A 19456-nucleotide genomic window follows, 5' to 3' on the forward strand; every position below is an offset into this window, starting at 1 on the left:
TCAGGACATGACTACTGATTCAACGATCTGGCCGAGCATTTCTTCAGCCTCGGACAGGAAAGTTTCATCGCGCGGGATCTGGAAGTGCTCGCAATCCAGCCATTCACCGCCCATGCCCGGCTGGTCGAGTTGCGCCGCCAGCTCCAGTGCCTCGGCTTCGCGACCCAAGGTCCACCAGCACGTCGGGTCGACGGTCAGCGGCGCACAGCGCTCAAGCTTGAGCGACAACTGCTTGAGCCGGCGCGCCACGCTGAACACCTGCGCCAGTTCTTCGGCACCCAGCGCCACATAAGTCGACGCCCCGCGCTCGGCGCTCATGGCACGCTGGAACAGCGCGCGCAGGTTGTGCGGCGTTTCCTCACCGTCGATAGACAAGTCCGAAGCGGCGTCCGGCAGCGTCACCTGCAGGAAATCGCGCAGGTCGGCTTGCCAGTCATCGACCGCCCCGACGTCAACAGCCGCCGACGGCACGAAGCTGTCGACCAGCCCGACAAACTTGACCTGTTGCCCGGCCTGCTCCAGTTGCGCGGCGATCAACATCGCCAGCGTTCCGCCCAGCGACCAGCCCAGCAGGTGATACGGCCCCTGCGGCTGTTTCTGGCGAATCTGCGCCAGGTAATCACTGGCCATTTCCTGCAGCGAGGTGTCGTTGAACGCCGGATCCAGCAGCATCCGCGACTGAATCGCCAACAGTTGGCGTTGACCGCTCAGGCGCCGCGCCAGCGGCTCGTAGTCGAACACCGTGCCGAAGCCGGCATGCAGGCAGAACAACGGCGCCACGCCCTTGACCTCGGCGTTCATCGCCAGCAACCCGGAGGCTTTTTCCGCCGTGCCCTGAACACTCGCTACCAGTTCGCCGATGCTCGGTTTCTGCATCAGATCGCGCAGTTTCAGGCTCAGGCCCTGAGCCTTGAGCACGCGGCTGCGGGCCACCACTTGCAGGCTGAGGATCGAGTCGCCACCCAGTTCGAAGAAGTTGTCGGTGAGCCCGACCCGTTCGATTTTCAGCACCTCCTGCCAGATCTTCGCCAGGGCTTTTTCCAGCTCGGTGCGTGGCTCGACGTAGGCCAGGCGCTGTTCGGCGTCCGGATTCGGCAGGGCCTTGCGGTCAAGTTTGCCGTTCGGCGTCAGCGGCATGCGCTCAAGCACCATCAGGTGTGCCGGCACCATGTAATCCGGCAGGCTGACCTTGAGTTGCTCGCGCAGACGTTCGCCCAATCCGTCGGCCGGCGTCTCGGCAGCGGCCAGTACATAGCCGAGCAGTTGCTTGCCGCTGACACCCTCGCGGGCCACTACGGCAGCGTCACGCACGCCCGGCTGCTGCTTGAGGCGCGCTTCGATTTCACCCAGCTCGATGCGGAAACCACGGATTTTCACCTGATGGTCGATCCGCCCGAGGTAATCAACGGTGCCGTCGGCACGCTGGCGCACCAGGTCGCCAGTGCGGTACAGGCGACTGCCGTCGGCACTGAACGGGTTGGCAACGAAACGTTCGGCGGTGCCACCGGCACGCCCCAGATAACCGCGAGCCAACGCGCCACCCAAGTACAACTCACCGGCAATGCCGGCCGGCAGCGGGTTGAGATCGCTGTCGAGCACATAACCGCTGCGCTCGCCGACCACGCTGCCGATCGGCGCATAGGCCGCGCCGCATTGATCGTCGACCGCGGCCTTCCAGATCAGCGGCGTGACCACCGTTTCAGTCGGGCCATAGCCGTTGATGATGTACTGCGGTTGCAGCGCTCGTTTGGCCAGTTCGAAACTCGCCACCGGCACCGCATCCCCGCCGAAGCAGTAGATCCGTACCGGCGGCGGATTGCCGTGCTGTTCGGCATGCTCGGCCAGTTGCTGCAGGTACACCGGCGGGAACGCGGCCACGGTCACCCCATACTGATGCAGGGCGTCGTAGGTTTGTTCGGCCGTCCACAGGCTGTCGTCGCGAATCAGCAAACGCGCGCCGTGCGTCAGGGTGGTCAGCCAGCGCTCATGCGCGCCGTCGAAGGCGAACGACATGAAGTGCAACTCGCAATCGGCCGCGCTCATTTCATAACGCTGACCGATCGCCTGGCAGTGCATCGCCAGCGGCCCGTGCGCCACGCCGACACCTTTCGGCTGACCGGTGGAGCCGGAGGTGTAGATCACGTAGGCCAGGTTGCCCGGCTGCACCGCCACCTGCGGTGCCGACGGCGGCTGAGCGCGCAGGTCCAGCTGATCGAGTTCCAGCACATGCAGGTTGGCCTGGGTCGGCAGCACCTGACGCAGACTCGAATCGCTGAGCAGCAAGGCGATGCCCGAATCGTGCATCAGATAACTCAAGCGCTCGCGCGGATAAGTCGCGTCCAGCGGCACGTAGGCACCCCCGGCCTTGAGCACCGCCAACAACGCGACGATCATGTTTTCGCTGCGTGGCAGGGCCACACCGACCCGCACTTCCGGGCCTACACCTTCGGCGATCAGCGCATGCGCCAGACGATTGGCCCGCGCTTCGATCTGTCCGTAGCTGAAGGCTTGCTCATTGAAGATCACTGCGGTTTGTTCGGCACGTTGCGCGGCCCACCCGGCAATGCGCTGGTGCACCAGCGTGGTCTGCGCTTGCGTGACAAGATCCGGCGCGGGCGCGACTTGCCCGGTCGGCAGACCGATGCGTCCCAGCGCCTGCCCGGCGTCCTGAACCAGGGCCGTGAGCAGGCCTTCCATGTTGCTGCGGATGCCTTCCACGGTCGCCAGATCAAAATGTTCGCGCAGGAACATGTACTCGATCACCAGCCCGTCTTCGAGAGTGACCATCAGGTCCATCGGGAAGTTGGTCAGGCCTGAGTTATTGATTTCGCCAAACTTCAGCGAATCATCGCGCCACTCGCGCAGCGCCTGATCGATCGGGTGGTTCTCGAACACGATGATGCTGTCGAACAGCGACTGCCCGGCACGCCCGCCCCAACGCTGGACGTCGGTCAGCGGGGTATATTCGCGCTCGCGCATCTCCAGGTTGAAATCCTGCAACTCGCGCAACCAGGCACCCACGGCCTGCTCGGCCGGCACGTCCTTGATCACCGGCAAGGTGTTGATGAACAGACCGAGGATCGATTCCGAGGCCGGCAGACTCGCCGGACGCCCCGCCACCGTCGCGCCGAACGCTACGCAACGCTGGCCGCTGTACCGGCTGAGCAGCACCAGCCATGCGCCCTGCACCAAGGTGTTGAGGGTGATCTGCTGCGACTGGGCAAAGGCTTTCAACTGCTCGGTGCGGGCCTCGCCCAGACGGCTGTACAGCGCCTGGTGACCGCGACCGCTGCCGGTGCGCGTCACCGCGTCCGCCAGATAGGTCGGCTCGTCGAGCCGGCTCAGGTGCTGACGCCAAAAACCTTCGCTGGCATTCGCGTCCTGCTGCTGCAGCCAGTTGATGTAACCACGGTACGGCACCGCTTCGGCCAGTGGTCGTCCGGAATACTGGCTCAGCACTTCACCGATCAACTGCGAACTGCTCCAGCCATCGATCAGAATGTGATGGTAAGTCCAGATCAGCTGATAGCTGTGCTCGCCGACTTGCACCAGTGTCAGCCGTTGCAGCGGTGGCCGATCGAGATCGAAACCCTTGGCCCGCTCGGCATCCGCCAGGCCTTGCAAGGCTTCGGCCGAATGATCCTGCTCACGCCAGTCGAGCAGACTGAACGGCAACTGCGGATCGGCGAGGACGAATTGCAGCGGCTCGGCCATGTCCTGCCAGAGGAAACCGGTGCGCAGAATGTCGTGGCGACGGCTGACGGTTTCCCACGCGGCTTGCAGACGCAGCGGCTCAAGACCCTGCACCGGAACGCTCAACTGGTTGACGTACAGGTCCGATTCCGGCGAATTCAATCCGAGGAACAGCATGCCCTGCTGCATCGGCGACAAGCGATAGAGCCCGTCGAGTTGCCCCGCCGGCAGTGGCAGTTGCGCCACTTGCGCCTCGCTCAAGCCGTGCAGCGGCAGGTCGATCAGCGCCGGCTCCGGCGCCACATGCCCTTCGGCAGCCTGCACGCACAGGGCCAATTGTTGAATGGTCGGTTGTTGGAACAGGTCTTTCGGGCTCAACTCCAGCCCTTGCTGACGGGCGCGACTGACCACCTGAATCGAGATGATCGAATCGCCGCCCAAGGCAAAGAAACTGTCATGGGTGCTGACCTGCTCAAGGCCCAGCACTTCTTTCCAAATCTCCACCAACATTTGCTCGGTGGCATTCACCGGTTCGACATGCAACTGCGCGGCACTCAGCTCCAGTGCTGGCAGGCGCTTGCGATCGATCTTGCCGTTGGGGGTCAGCGGCAGCTGCGCCAGCCACAGGCGGTGGCTCGGCACCATGTAATCCGGCAGGGTCGCGCCCAGCCAGTTGCCGAGGGTTTGCTGCAGTGCGGCCTGTTGCTCGGCGCTGGCCTCGATGATCGCCGGATCGCTCGGCACCAGATAGGCAATCAGTTGCTGACTGCCCGACACTTCGCTGGCCACGACCACCGCTTCACGCACGGCGGCATGCGCCAGCAGACGCGCTTCGATTTCGCCCAGCTCGATACGCAAGCCGCGAATTTTCACCTGATGGTCGATCCGGCCCATGTACTCCAGCTCGCCCTCCTCGCGCTGACGAATCAGGTCGCCGGTGCGGTACATGCGCTCGCCGTTGCCGACGAAAGGATTCGGCACGAAGCGCTCGGCGGTCATCGCCGCACGCCCCAGATAACCGCGCGTGATGCCGGCGCCGGACAGGTACAGCTCGGCCGAAACGCCTTGCGGCACCGCGTGCAGATCGGCATCCAGCAGATGGCTGGCGCTGTGCTCGAGCGCGCGCCCGATCCGTGCCTGACCACCGGCGCTGCGGTGGGTCCAGGTCGAGTAAGTGGTGTCTTCCGACGGGCCGTACAGGTCGTAAACGTGCTCGACCGTCGACTGCTGATACAACGCCTCCACCAGCGCTTGTTTCAGCGGCTCGCCAGCGAGGTTGATGATGCGCACGCTCGGCGGAATCTGCCCCGCGCGGTGCAGTGCGGCAATCGCCGACGGCACGGTATTGATCAGGCGCACCTGATCGCGGGCCGGCAGTTGCGGCAGCTCCAAGGCATTACGGGCGATGATCAGCGAGCCGCCGTTGCCGAGGGTGACAAACAGCTCCCAGACCGACAGGTCGAAGCACACCGACGTCGAGGCCAGCACGCCTTGGATGTCGTCGCGGCTATAGACCCTGGCGGACCAGTCGATCAGCGCCATGACGTTGCGATGGGCAATCGCCACGCCTTTCGGCTTGCCGGTGGAACCGGAGGTGTAGATCACGTAGGCGAGGTTGTCCGGAGCCACCGATGTTTGCGGCGCGCTGCTCGGATAACCGCTCAGCGACAGCTGATCCAACAGCAGCACTTGGGTATCGCTCGGCACGCTCAGGGTCTTCGCAACGGCCTGCTCGGTGAGCAACACCCGCGCACGGCTGTCTTCAAGCATGTAAGCCACGCGATCGGCCGGGTAGTCCGGGTCTAGCGGCACATAGGCGCCACCGGCCTTGAGCACCGCAAGCAAGGCAATCAGCAACTGCTCGGAACGCGGTATCGCCACGCCCACGCGCACTTCCGGGCCGACACCTAGCTCAAGCAGTTTGTGCGCCAGACGATTGGCCTGCGCGTCCAGTTCGGCGTAGGTCAACTTCGTATTGGCGAAGGTCACCGCCAAGGCATCCGGAGTCGCCGCCACTTGATGGGCGATGGCTTGATGGATGCACAACTCGGTGGCGAAATCGCTATTCACCTGCGGGCTGTGCTCGATCAGGTTCAGTTCACTGAGCGAACGCTCCCCCGACTCGCTCATCTGCCCGAGCAAGCGCTGCAGATACCCGGCCAGTTGCACCACGCTGTGCGCGGCAAAGCTTTCGCACTGGTAGCTGAAGTGCATCGACAACTCGTCGCTCAAGTGCACCAGCAGCGTCAGCGGGTAGTTGGTCTGCTCATGATTGTGGATTTCACCGAAGCGCAGTTCTTGCGGTGCGCCCTGCGCCAGCGCCTCGGACACCGGGTAGTTCTCGAACACCAGAATGTTGTCGAACAGCGCCTCACCGTTGCGCTCGGCCCAACGCTGAATGTCGAACAGCGGAGTGTGCTCATGTTCGCGCAAGGCCAGGTTCTGCGCCTGCACGCTCTGCAACCATTCGCCAACGCTCGATGGCGACTGCGGGCTGGCGATGACCGGCAAGGTGTTGATGAACAGGCCGATCTGCTGCTCGACCCCTTTGAGCTCGGCCGGACGCCCCGCTACCGTCGCGCCGAACGCCACACACGGCTGGCCAGTCAGGCGCTGCAACAGCAGCAGCCATGCCGCCTGAATCAGCGTGTTGAGGGTGACTTTCTGCTGGCGCGCGAACTCGCCCAGACGCCGCGTCTGCTCAGCGTCGAGCACGCAGAAATGTTCTCCGTGGCCGTCGCGCGGTGCATCGCCGCGCTGCGCCTGCAACGCTTGCGCCAGCATGGTCGGCGCTTGCAGGTCAGCCAGTTGCGCGGTCCAGTAACGCTCGCTGGCCTGCACGTCCTGACGCTGCAGCCATTCGATGTAATCGCGGTAACGCCCGGCCAATGGCGGCTGGGCAACCCCGCTGTAGCGCTGCAGGACTTCGCCGAGCAACTGCGAGTTGCTCCAGCCGTCCATCAGGATGTGATGGTTGGTGTAGATCAAGTGGCAGCGCTGCTCGTCCAGCCGCACCACGACCATGCGCAACAGCGGCCCTTGGCTCAAGTCGAAACCTTGCGCCTGTTCGGCTGCGGCCAACGCATTCAGATCGCTCTGACAATCGTCGCGATCACGCCAGTCGAGGACGCGGAACGGCATGTCCAGTTGCTTGTGCACCACCTGCACCGGACGCGCCAGCTCACCCTGCCAGACAAAGCTGCTGCGCAGGATGTCGTGGTTGTCCACCGCCGCTTGCCAGGCTTGCAGGAAGCGTTGCGGATTGAGGCCTTCGACATCGAGCCGAACCTGGTTGATGTAATCGCCGGTGGCCTGCTCGTAAAGGCTGTGGAACAACATGCCCTGCTGCATCGCCGACAGCGGATACACATCGGCGACCTGCCGTGGCGCCAGCGGGAACTGATCGAGCTGCGCCTGCGTCAGGCCGGCCAGCGGGAAGTCCGACGGGGTCAGGCCTTCGACGCCCGGGGTCAGGCAATGGCCGATCAACGCTGCGAGTTCTGCGGCGTAATCTGCGGCCAGGGCTTCGATCACCGCGCTGTCGAAGCGCTCACTACTGAACGTCCAGCCCACCCGCAGCTCGCCGCCATACACCTGACCGTTGAGGGTCAACCAGTTGCCCAGCGGCGCCTCCGGGCTCTGATCGAGGCCGGCGTTGTCCGGCGACGGCACGAACAGCGCAGCCTCGTCGCCAGCGAAACTGCCGTCGAACTGCCCAAGGTAGTTGAAGGTGATGCGCGGGCTCGGCAAGGCCTGCAAGCTCTGCTGCGCGCGGGCATCACCGAGGTAACGCAAGGCGCCGAAACCGATGCCCTTGTTAGGGATCGAGCGCAGTTGTTCCTTGATCTGCTTGATCGACTCGCCAAGCGTGTCTGCCGGTGTCAGGCGCACCGGGAACAGGCTGGTGAACCAGCCCACCGTGCGGGTCAGATCAACACCGTCGAACAGTTCTTCGCGACCATGGCCTTCGAGCTGGATCAGCGTCGACGCCTGCCCGCTCCAGCGACCGATGACCCGCGCCAGTGCCGTCAGCAACAGATCGTTCACCTGGGTGCGGTACGCCGCCGGGGCCTCTTGCAGCAGTTGGCGGGTCAGCTCGGTGCCGAGCCGGGTTTGTACGGTCTGGGCCAGACGATTGTCCTGACTGGCGTCAACGCGTTTGCACGGCAGATCGGTACTCACATCGCTCAGGCAGGCCTGCCACCAAGCCAGTTCGGCCTGCAACGCCGGGCTGTTGGCGTAACGCTGCAAATGCTCGCCCCAGTCCTTGAAGGCGCTGGTCCGGGACGGCAGGCTCAACGGCTGATCATTCAGCAATTGCTGATAAGCGTTTTGCAGGTCTTCCAGCAGAATCCGCCACGACACGCCGTCCACCGCCAAGTGATGAATCACCAACTGCAGACGCTGCGTGCCATCGGCCAGATTCGCCAGCACCGCACGCAGCAACGGCCCGTGTTGCAGATCGAGGCTGCGCTGGGCGCGATTACCCAAGGCTTCAAGACCGGCGGCATCCGCGACGTGTTCGTGCCAGAGCAGGTGCTGCGGCAGCGCTTCGACCGCGCGGTGCTCGGCCTGCCACACGCCATCGCGCTGAGTGAAGCTCAGGCGCAAGGCATCGTGATGAGCGACCAGTGCGCGCAATACCTGCTCGACTTTTTCAGCGTCCAGCGCCTGCCGCGGTTGCAGCAGCACCGACTGGTTCCAGTGATGACGCTGCGGAATCTCGTCGGCGAAGAATTGCTGCTGGATCGGCAGCAGCAACGCCGCACCGCTCGCGGCTTGCTGATCAATCGTCGATTCGTCGCCACCCCACTGCGCGACCAGCGCCAGACGCTGCACGGTCTGGTGCTGGAACAGGTCTTTGGGATTGAGGCGAATGCCGGCCTGACGGGCACGGCTGACCACCTGAATCGAGATGATCGAGTCGCCGCCCAATTCGAAGAAATTGTCGTGGATGCCGACTTGCGGCAGCTTCAGTACGTCTTGCCAGATCGCGGCCAGTCCCTGCTCCATCGCGCTTTGCGGCGCCTGATAGGCCTGCTGCGCCTGGCTGGCGTCGGGTGACGGCAAGGCGCTGCGGTTGAGTTTGCCGTTGGCGGTCAACGGCAATTGCGCCAGCAGCAACAGGTGCGCCGGGACCATGTGATCCGGCAGATTTTCCTTGAGTTGGGTACGCACGCGGTCGCGCCATTGCGCCTGTTCAGCCGGGCTTGCGTCGAGCAGCGCGGCGTCGCCTGGCACCAGATACGCCACCAGTTGCTGACCGCTGAGGCCCGGCTGCGCCAGCACCACGGCCTGACGCACCGCAGCCTGTTCCAGCAGTTGCGCTTCGATCTCGCCAAGCTCGATACGGAAACCGCGAATCTTCACCTGATGGTCGATCCGGCCGATGTATTCGATCACGCCTTCGGCGCGATAGCGCGCCAGGTCGCCGGTACGGTAAAGACGCCCGCCATCGGCGGCGAACGGGTCGGGAATGAAGCGCAGGCTGGTCAGATCCGCGCGGTTCAGGTAACCGCGAGCCAGGCCGGCGCGACCGACGTACAGCTCACCGATGCAGCCTTTGGCGACCGGGTTCAGATCACCGTCGAGCAAGTACCAGGACAGGTCCGGGATCGGCTCGCCGATCGGACTGCTGGCGTCACGCTGCAAGTCGGCCAGCGAAATCGGCCGGTAGGTCACGTGCACGGTGGTTTCGGTGATGCCGTACATGTTGATCAGTTGCGGTGCCCGATCGCCGAAACGCTCGAACCACGGACGCAGGCTCTTGACCTCCAGCGCCTCGCCGCCGAACACCACGTAACGCAGCGCCAGTGCTTGCGCCGCATGCTGCGGGGCGCAGGCCACTTGCATCAATTGCTTGAACGCCGACGGCGTCTGATTGAGCACGGTGACGCCTTCGCGGCAAAGCAAGGCGAAGAAATCTTCCGGCGAGCGGCTGACCTCGTAAGGCACCACCAGCAGTTTGCCGCCGTACAGCAGCGCGCCGAAAATCTCCCACACCGAGAAATCGAAGGCGTAGGAATGGAACAGGCTCCAGACATCCGTGGCGCCAAAATCGAACCACGCATCAGTGGCTTCGAACAGGCGCAGCACGTTGCGATGGGCCAGCAACGTGCCCTTCGGCTGCCCGGTGGAGCCGGAGGTGTAGATCACGTAAGCCAGGTTGTCCGGACTCATGCGTACCTGCGGATTGCTGTCGCTGTAGCCTTCCAGACCGTCACGCTCCTGATCGAGCATCAGGCTGCGCAGCGAATCCGGCACCGGCAGACGCCCCAGCAGATGACTCTGGGTCAGTAGCAAGGCGATGCCGCTGTCGCCGATCATGTAGCTCAGGCGTTCCTCCGGATACGTCGGGTCCAGCGGCACATAGGCACCGCCGGCCTTGAGAATCGCCAGCAGGCCGACCAGCATGTCGAGGCTGCGCTCCACCGCCAGACCGACGCGCACGTCCGGGCCGACACCGCTGGCAATCAGCTTGTGGGCCAACTGGTTGGCGCGACTGTTCAGCTCGCCGTAGCTCAGGGACTGCCCGGCACAGCTCACGGCAATCGCTTGCGGGGCGCGGGCGGCTTGTTGTTCGATCCGTTGATGCAGGCACTGTTCGCTCGGGAAATCGCGGATGGCCGGGTTCCACTGCTGCAAGGTCGCCGCGCGTTCGGCGGCGTCATGCAGTGGCAGTTCGGCGATGCGCTGAGCGCTGTCGGCAACGATGCCTTGCAGCAGATGAGTCCAGTGTTGCGCCAGGCGCTCGATGGTCTCGACGTCGAACAGGTCGGTGGCGTACGTCAGCTCGGCCCAGACGTTGTCGCTCGATTCAAAGGTGTTCAGGGTCAAGTCGAACTGCGCAGTACTGGACGCCCACGGCAAGCCTTCAATCGCCAGTTTCGGCAAACGCGTGGCGCCCTGCGCCTGGCGCACCTGGCTCTGGTGGTTGTGCATCACCTGGAACAATGGGCTGTGGCTGAGGCTGCGCTCCGGTTGCAGCGCGTCGACCAGTTGCTCGAACGGCAGATCCTGATGCGCCTGGGCGCCGAGCACCGTATTTTTCACTTGCTGCAGCAGGCTGCGGAACGTCTGCTGACTGTCGAACTCGGCCTTGAGTACCTGGGTGTTGACGAAGAAACCGATCAGGCCTTCGGTCTCGACCCGGTTGCGGTTGGCCACCGGCACCCCGACGCGGATATCGGCCTGACCGCTGTAGCGATGCAGCAAAGTCTGGAACGACGCCAGCAACAGCGCAAACAGCGTGACGTTTTCGCGTTGCGCCAGGTGCTTGAGCGCGGTGGCCAGTTCGCGGCTCAGCGGGATATCGCGACGGGCGCCACGATAGCTCTGCTCGGCTGGACGCGGACGGTCGGTCGGCAACTCCAGCAGCGGTTGATCACCATCGCCGAGTTGTGCGGTCCAGTAGCTCAATTGACGCTCGCGTTCACCGGCGTCCATCCACTGTTTCTGCCACACGGCGTAGTCGGCGTACTGCACCGGCAGCGCCGGCAATTGCACGCTCTGGCCCTGGCTGTAGGCGGCATACAACGCCACCAGCTCATCGACCATGACATTCATCGACCAGCCGTCGGAGACGATGTGATGCAGGGTGATGACCAGCGCGTGGTCATCGGCGGCCAGACGCAGCAGTTTGACCCGCAGCAACGGGCCTTGCTGCAGATTGAACAGGTGCAGGGTTTCGGCGGCGACCAGCGCTTGCAGCGCCGCCTCGTCGATTTCCGCCGCCACGTCCTGCACCTGCAGATCGAGCGTGCCGTGAGCCTGGATCACTTGCAGGGTCTGGCCCTGCTGTTCGACGAAGCAGGTGCGCAGCGATTCGTGGCGCTCGATCAGCGCGTCGAAGCTGCGCTGCAACGCCGGCAGATCCAGCTCACCGCGCAGACGCAACGCCGCCGGCACGTGATAAGCGGTGCTGGTCGGTTCCAGCTGCCAGAGGAACCATTGACGTTCCTGAGCATAGGACAGCGCCAGCGGTTGCTGGCGTGGCAAGGCAACAATTGGCGGCTCCCGATGCGCCTGATCGACACCCAGCGCGGCGACAAAGTCTTCCAGCGTGCTGTGTTCGAACAATGTGCGCAGCGGCACTTGAACGTTCAGTGCCTGACGTACGCGCGAGACCACCTGCGTGACCAGCAACGAGTGGCCACCCAGTTCGAAGAAGTTATCGCTCAGGCCCACGCGATCAAGCTTGAGCACCGCCTGCCAGATTTCGGCAACGCTGTGCTGAGTGGCGGTCTGCGGGGCGATGTAAGTTGATTGCAAGTGGCTGGCGTCAGGTGCCGGCAAGGCTTTGCGGTCGACTTTGCCGTTCGGCGTCAGTGGCAGTTGCGCGAGGAACAGCAGGTGCGCCGGCACCATGTATTCCGGCAGCTCGGCCTTGAGGCTGGCTTTCAATGCGGCGCGCAGTTCGACTTCAGCAATATCGTCGGCGATCGGCACCACATAGCCGACCAGTTGCGGGCCGGTCGGGCCGTCCTGAGCGACTACCACGGTTTCGCGCACGCTATCGAGGGCGAGCAAACGCGCTTCGATCTCGCCGAGTTCAATCCGGAAACCACGGATTTTCACCTGATGGTCGATCCGCCCGATGTACTCGATCACGCCTTCGGCGCGGTAACGGGTCAGGTCGCCGGTGCGGTACAGACGCGCGCCGGTTTTCGAAAAGGGATCCGGGACAAAGCGTTCGGCGGTCAGGCCTGGGCGCTGGAAGTAACCACGCGCGAGGCCGTCGCCGCCGATCAGCAGTTCCCCCGGGGCGCCGAGCGGATTGAGCTCCAGGTCGCTGCCGAGGATGTACAACGCGGTGTTGTCGATCGGTGTGCCGAGGAATGGACGGCTGTTGTCCGCACTCAAGGCGTGCTGCGCCGACCAGATAGTGGTTTCGGTCGGGCCGTAGAGGTTCCACACGCTCGGAGTCAGTGCAAGCATGCGTTGCGCCAGTTCCTGCGGCAGCGCTTCACCGCCACAGAGGAACGTGCGGCCCGCCAGGATTGGCGCCTGTTCATTGTCCAGCAGCATGCGCCAGGTCGAGGGCGTGGCTTGCAGCGCCGTCACGGCGTGACGCTCGATCAGTTCGAGCACCGCTTGCGGGTCTTGATGCACATCCTTGCCGGTCAGCACCACACAGGCACCGGCCAGCAATGGGCCGTAGATTTCCAGGCCGAAAATATCGAACGAAAAGGTGGTCAGCGACAGCATGCGATCGGCGGCACAGATGCCCGGCTGCTCGATCATGCTCGCGACAAAGTTGCTCAGCGCCGCGTGGCGCACCATCACGCCTTTCGGTTTGCCGGTAGAACCGGAGGTGTAGATCGTGTAGGCCAGATGCTCGCCATTGACTGCCACGTCCGGCGCGGTCTGTGGATAAGCCGCCAGCCACTCGTGTGGTTGATCCAGCAACAGCGCTTGCACGCCCGGCGGGATCGGCAGCTGCGTCTGCAAATGGCTTTGGGTCAGCAGCAATTGCAGGCCGCTGTCCTCGATCATGTAGGCCAGACGATCCTGCGGATACGCCGGGTCCAGCGGCACATAAGCACCGCCAGCCTTGAGGATCGCCAGCAGGCCGACGATCATTTCCGCGCTGCGCTCGACGGCGATGCCAACCAGTTGATCCGGGCCGACGCCGGCCTCGATCAGCTTGTGCGCCAGTTGACTCGAGCGGGCATCCAGCTCGCCGTAGCTCAGCACGTCTTCGCCGATGATCAGGGCCGTGGCCTGCGGCGTTTGCTGTGCACGCCGGGAGAAATCCTGCTGCACGCATTCGGCTTGCGCGCTGCGGTCGGCGCTGCGCAACCAGTCCTGCAACAGCACGCCGTGTTCGGCGCTGTCCAGCAACGGCAATTCGCCGACGCGCTGGCTCGGTGCGGCGACGATGCCGCGCAGCAGATTCTGCCAATGACGTGCCAGACGCTCGACGGTTTCAGCTTTGAACAGATCAGTGGCGTAAGTCAGCTCGGCGGCAAAGCCGTCGCTGGATTCGTAGGTATTCAGCGTCAGGTCGAACTGCGCGGTGCGCCCTTCCCACTGCACATCCTCGACACTCAGCTGCGGCAACTGCGCCGCGCTACGTCCCTGATCACGGCTGGTCTGGTGGTTGAACATCACCTGGAACACCGGGCTGTGGCTCAGGCTGCGCTCCGGTTGCAGGGCTTCGATCAGTTGCTCGAACGGCAGGTCCTGATGCGCCTGCGCATCCATCGCCGCCTGCTTGACCTGAGCCAGCAATTGGTTGAACGGCAGTTGCCCGCTGACCTCGGCATTCAGCACCTGCGTGTTGACGAAGAAGCCGATCAGGCCTTCGGTCTCGACACGGTTGCGGTTGGCGGTCGGCACCCCGACGCGAATCTGCGCCTGACCGCTGTAGCGATGCAGCAACGCCTGGAACGACGCCAGCAACAGCATGAACAGGCTTGCGCCTTCGCGCTGCGCCAGTTGTTTGAGGGCGTCACCGAGGTCTGCCGGCAGGTTCAGCTCCAGCCGCGCACCGCGCAGGCTTTGCACGGCCGGACGCGGGAAATCGATCGGCAGCTCCAGCACCGGCTGCTCGCCGCCCAGGGTCTTGACCCAGTAGGCCAACTGGCGCTCGCGCTCGCCCGCTTCCAGCCAGTGGCGCTGCCAGATCGCGTAGTCGGCGTATTGCACTTCCAGTTCCGGCAGGCTCAGCGGCTGCCCGGCGGTGTCGGCGGCGTAATGCTGGATCAGCTCGTTGACCAGGACTTTGATCGACCAGCCATCGGCGATGATGTGGTGCTGGATCAGCACCAGCACATGGTCGTCCGGTGCCACTTTGAGCAGCGCCACCCGCAGCAGCGGGCCCTGCTGCAAATTGAACGGGCGTGCGGTTTCGCTCTCGACGAAGGCCTTGATCGCCGCGTCTTCCCCGGCGGCGTCGAGGCCCTCCGGCAATGGCGTCAGGCTGATGCTCAGCGGCAGCTGCGGGTGAATCACCTGGCAAAAGCTTTCACCCTGTTCGGCGAAAGTGGTGCGCAAGCTTTCGTGACGCGCCGCCACCGCGTTGAAGCTGCGCTCCAGCGCCGCCACATCCAGCCGCCCCTTGAGGCGCAAGGCGCTGGGGATGTGATACGCGGTGCTGTGCGGGTCCATTTGCCAGAGGAACAGTTGACGTTCCTGAGCGTACGACAGAGGAATCGCCGCAAACCCGGAACGTGTTTCCGGGATCGGCAGGTTGGCCGGAGAGACGCCCTCTTCGAGCATCTTTTCCAGGTACAGCTTACGTTTGTCCAGCGGCAGAGTGATAAAGCGCTTGGCTACCCTCAAAGCAACACTCTTGTCCATCAGACTTCCTCCATATCGTCAAGCAGGGCTTCCAGCTTGCTCAGTTTCTGTTCGTTGATTGCCCCGCCTCCTGTATCGAGTCGAGCGACAAAATCGCTCAGGACGGGGTGCTGGAATAACAGTTGCGGGGTCAGCGTCAGGCCCAGTTCAAGGGCCATGCGCGACACCACGTTGACCGCCAGCAGCGAGTGCCCGCCGAGTTCGAAGAAGTGATCGTTCAGACCGATGCGTTGCACTTCGAGCACTTGCTGCCAGATCGCCGCGACCTGCTGCTCAAGCTCACTGTGCGGCGCGACATACGCGGCCTGCATCTGGCTGGCATCGACCGCAGGCAGGGCCTTGCGGTCGAGTTTGCCGTTGGGGGTCAGTGGCAATTGCTCAAGGAACAGCAGGTGCGCGGGAATCATGTAGTCAGGTAACGAAGACTTGAGGCCAGTCTTTAGTCCCTCGCGCAGTTGCCGCTGCGCGTCCCCGTCGTGCATCTCCAGTGACGGGGCGATCACATACGCCACCAGTTGCGCGCCGGTGTCGCTTTCGACGGCCAGCACCGCCGCCTCAGTGACTGCCGGTTGCGCGAGCAATCGCGCCTCGATCTCCCCCAGTTCGATGCGGAATCCACGAATTTTCACCTGATGGTCGATCCGGCCCATGTACTCCAGTTCGCCCTCCTCGCGCTGACGAATCAGGTCGCCGGTGCGGTACATGCGCTCGCCGTTGTCGACGAAAGGATTCGGCACGAAGCGCTCGGCGGTCATCGCCGCACGCCCCAGATAACCGCGCGTGATGCCGGCGCCGGACAGGTACAGCTCGGCCGAAACGCCTTGCGGCACTGCGTGCAGATCGGCATCCAGCAGATGACTGGCGCTGTGCTCAAGCGCGCGCCCGATCCGTGCCTGACCGCCAGCACTGCGGCGGGTCCAGGTCGAATAGGTGGTGTCTTCCGACGGGCCGTAAAGGTCGTAGACGTGCTCGACCGTCGACTGCTGATACAAAGCCTCCACCAGCGCTTGTTTCAGCGGCTCACCCGCTAGATTGATGATGCGCACGCTTGGCGGAATCTGCCCCGCGCGGTGCAGTGCGGCAATCGCCGACGGCACAGTGTTGATCAGGCGCACCTGATCGCGGGCCGGCAGTTGCGCCAGCTCCAGCGCATTACGGGCGATGATCAGCGAACCACCGTTGGCCAGGGTGACAAACAGTTCCCAGACCGACAGGTCGAAGCACACCGACGTCGAGGCCAGCACGCCTTGAATGTCGTCGCGGCTATAGACCTTGGCCGACCAGTCGATCAGCGCCATGACGTTGCGATGGGCAATGGCTACGCCTTTCGGTTTGCCGGTGGAACCGGAGGTGTAGATCACGTAGGCGAGGTTATCCGGCTGCACCGCAGTCTGTGGTGCAACAGCCGAATAGCCGCTTAGCGAAACCTGATCCATCAGCAGCACTTGGGTATCGCCCGGCACGCTCAGGGTCGCGGCAACCGCCTGTTCGGAGAGCAACACCCGCGCGCGGCTGTCTTCGAGCATGTAGGCCACGCGATCCGCCGGGTAATCCGGGTCCAGCGGCACATACGCACCGCCAGCCTTGAGCACCGCAAGCAAGGCAATCAGCAATTGCTCCGAACGCGGCATCGCCACGCCCACGCGCACTTCCGGGCCGACACCCAGCTCAAGCAGCTTGTGCGCCAGACGATTGGCCTGCGCATCCAATTCACCGTAGCTCAACTTCGTATTGGCGAAGGTCACCGCCAAGGCATCCGGGGTCGCCGCCACCTGATTGGCGATGGCTTGATGGATGCACTGCTCGGTGGAGAAGTCGGTGCTCACTAGCGGGCGGTGTTCGATCAGGTCCAGCTCGCTGAGCGTGCGCTCACCGGCATCCGCCATCTGGCTCAGCAGACGCTGCAGATGCGCGCCCAACTGCGCCACGCTGGCCGCCGCGAAGCTGTCGCGCTGATAACTGAAATGCACCGACAGTTGCGCGCCCATGTTCACCAGCAGGGTCAGCGGATAGTTGGTCTGCTCCTGATTGGCCACCGCGCCGAAGCGCAGACCCTGCGGCGCACCACGCTCCAGTGCTTCGCCGATCGGGTAGTTCTCGAACACCATCAGGCTGTCGAACAGCGCGTCACCGCCCTGCCCGGCCCAGCGCTGAATGTCCGCCAGCGGCGTGTGCTCGAACTCGCGCGAGGCGAGGTTCTGCGCCTGCACCGCTTGCAGCCAGGCGATCACGCCCTGCTGCGCGGGCGGTGCGGCAATCACCGGCAGCGTGTTGATGAACAGGCCGATCTGCGCTTCGGCCCCCGGCAGCTCCGCCGGACGCCCGGCGACGGTGGCGCCGAACGCCACGCAATCCTTGCCGGTGTAGCGCTGCAACAGCAGCAGCCACGCCGCTTGCACCACGGTGTTGACGGTGACTTTCGCGGCCCGGGCAAACTCGCCCAGGCGCTGGCTCAGCTCAGCATCCAGCACTTGGTAATGATCGCCGTAACCCACGCTCGGCAAACCGGCGTGCGGCCGTGCGATGGCATTGGCCAAACGCGTCGGCTCCTGCAAATTGCCCAGCGTCGTCCGCCAGTAGGCTTGCGCCGCCGCGCCATCCTGACGTTGCAGCCAGGCGATGTAATCGCGGTAGCGACCTGCGCCACGGGCGACCGCTTCGCCGCTGTAGTGCTGCAACACTTCGCCGAGCAACTGCGCGCTGCTCCAGCCGTCCATCAGGATGTGATGGTTGGTGTAGATCAGGTGATAACGCTCGGCTGCAGTGCGCACCAGCACCAGGCGCATCAGCGGCGCACAGCTCAGGTCCAGACCCAGGGCGCGCTCCTCATCGGCGAGGGTTTGCAGCGCTGCCTCCAGATCAGTCCTGCCGTGCCAGTCGAGCACGCTGAACGGCACCTCGACCTGACGTTGCACCACTTGCACCGGTTGCGGCAGATCGCCTTGCCAGAAGAAGCCGCTGCGCAGGATGTCGTGGGCATCCACCGCCGCCTGCCACGCCGCGCGGAAGCGTTGCGGATCGACGCCGTCGACGTCCAGACGCATCTGGTTGATGTAGTCGCCATTGCCGTGTTCGAGCAAGGTGTGGAACAGCATGCCCTGCTGCATCGGCGACAGCGGATAGATGTCGTCGATGCCTTGCGGCTCCAGCACCAGCGCATCCAGTTGCGCTTGCGACAGTTGCGCCAGCGGGAAGTCCGACGGCGTCACGCCACGGTTGGCACTGTCGCAGCAGTGGCCGATCAGCGTGGTCAGTTCCTGCACATAGTCGTCGGCCAGACGCTGGATGGTGGCGGTGTCGAACATCGCGCCGCTGTAGGTCCAGCTCAGGTCCAGCTCACCGCCGAACACCTTGCTGTTGAGCGCCAGCGGATTGCCCAGCGGCCCTTGCAGATTGACCTCTGCGCCGCCGGACTCGCTGGTCGGCACGAACAGGGCATCGCTGGCAGCGTCGAAGCTGCCGTCGAACTGGCCGAGGTAGTTGAAGGTCAGGCGCGGCGCCGGCAAGGCTTGCAGGGTGGCACGCGCCGGTTCATCACCGAGGTGCGCGAGTGCGCCGAAGCCGATGCCCTTGTGGGGAATCGCCCGCAGCTGTTCCTTGATCTGCTTGAGCGAGGCGCCGAGTTCGGCGGCCGGTGCCAGACGCGCCGGGAATACGCTGGTGAACCAGCCCACGGTGCGGGTCAGATCGATGTGTTCGAACAGGTCTTCGCGACCATGGCCCTCAAGCAATACCAACGCATTGTCGTCACCGGTCCAGCGCACCAGCACCCGCGCCAGCGCGGTCAGCAACAGGTCGTTGACCTGGGTGCGATAGGCCGCCGGAGCTTCCTGCAACAGCTGACGGGTCAGGGTCTGATCGAGTTTGCTGCGCAGGGTCAGTGCCTGATCGTGTTGCTGACCACCCTGCGGCCGGTCGTAAGGCAAGGCCGCCGAAGCGCCCTGCAACTGCTGCTGCCAGAAGCCCAGCTCGGCCTGCAACGCAGGCGTTGTGGCGTAGTCCTGCAACGCTGCCGCCCAGGCTTTGAGCGCACTGGTCTTGGCCGGCAACTGCACGGCGTTACCGGCGAGAATCTGCCGGTAAGCACGTTGCAAATCTTCAAACAGAATCCGCCACGACACGCCATCGACCACCAGGTGATGGACGATCAGCAGCAGGCGCTGACTGCCATCAGCCAGGTTCGCCAGCACCGCGCGGATCAGCGAACCGCCGCTCAGTTGCAGACTGCGCTGGGCCTTGTCGCCCAGTGCCTCAAGGGCGGCGAGATCAGCGACCTCGACTTGCCAGAGAATGGTTTCCCCCGCTTGCGTGGCGACGTCGCGGTAGTGCGCCGACCAACCCGCGGCCTGCTCGACAAAGTCCAGACGCAAACTGTCGTGCTGCACCACCAACGCATCCAGCGCTTGCTCCAGTACCTGAGCGTCCAGTGCCTGAGTCGGCTTGAGCATCACCGACTGGT

General features: G+C 64.1%; 2 protein-coding genes (1 of these 2 only partly in view). Both read right to left on the reverse strand.

Annotated elements, in window-relative coordinates:
* Positions 1–14997, reverse strand: a complete 14997-nt coding sequence (locus KCG87_RS13670) for a non-ribosomal peptide synthase/polyketide synthase (protein WP_210557501.1) — start codon at positions 14995–14997, stop codon at positions 1–3.
* A protein-coding gene (locus tag KCG87_RS13675; protein WP_210557499.1) for a non-ribosomal peptide synthase/polyketide synthase crosses the window boundary here: on the reverse strand, positions 14997–19456 show its 3' end. Its footprint extends 7861 nt past the window's final position; the window shows 4460 of its 12321 coding nt (coding positions 7862–12321); the start codon falls outside the window, past its right edge; its stop codon occupies positions 14997–14999. Before KCG87_RS13675 ends, KCG87_RS13670 begins: the two co-directional genes overlap by 1 nt.

The organism is Pseudomonas sp. MWU347, assembly GCF_017947305.1.
In the GTDB taxonomy this organism is placed as follows: domain Bacteria; phylum Pseudomonadota; class Gammaproteobacteria; order Pseudomonadales; family Pseudomonadaceae; genus Aquipseudomonas; species Aquipseudomonas putida_A.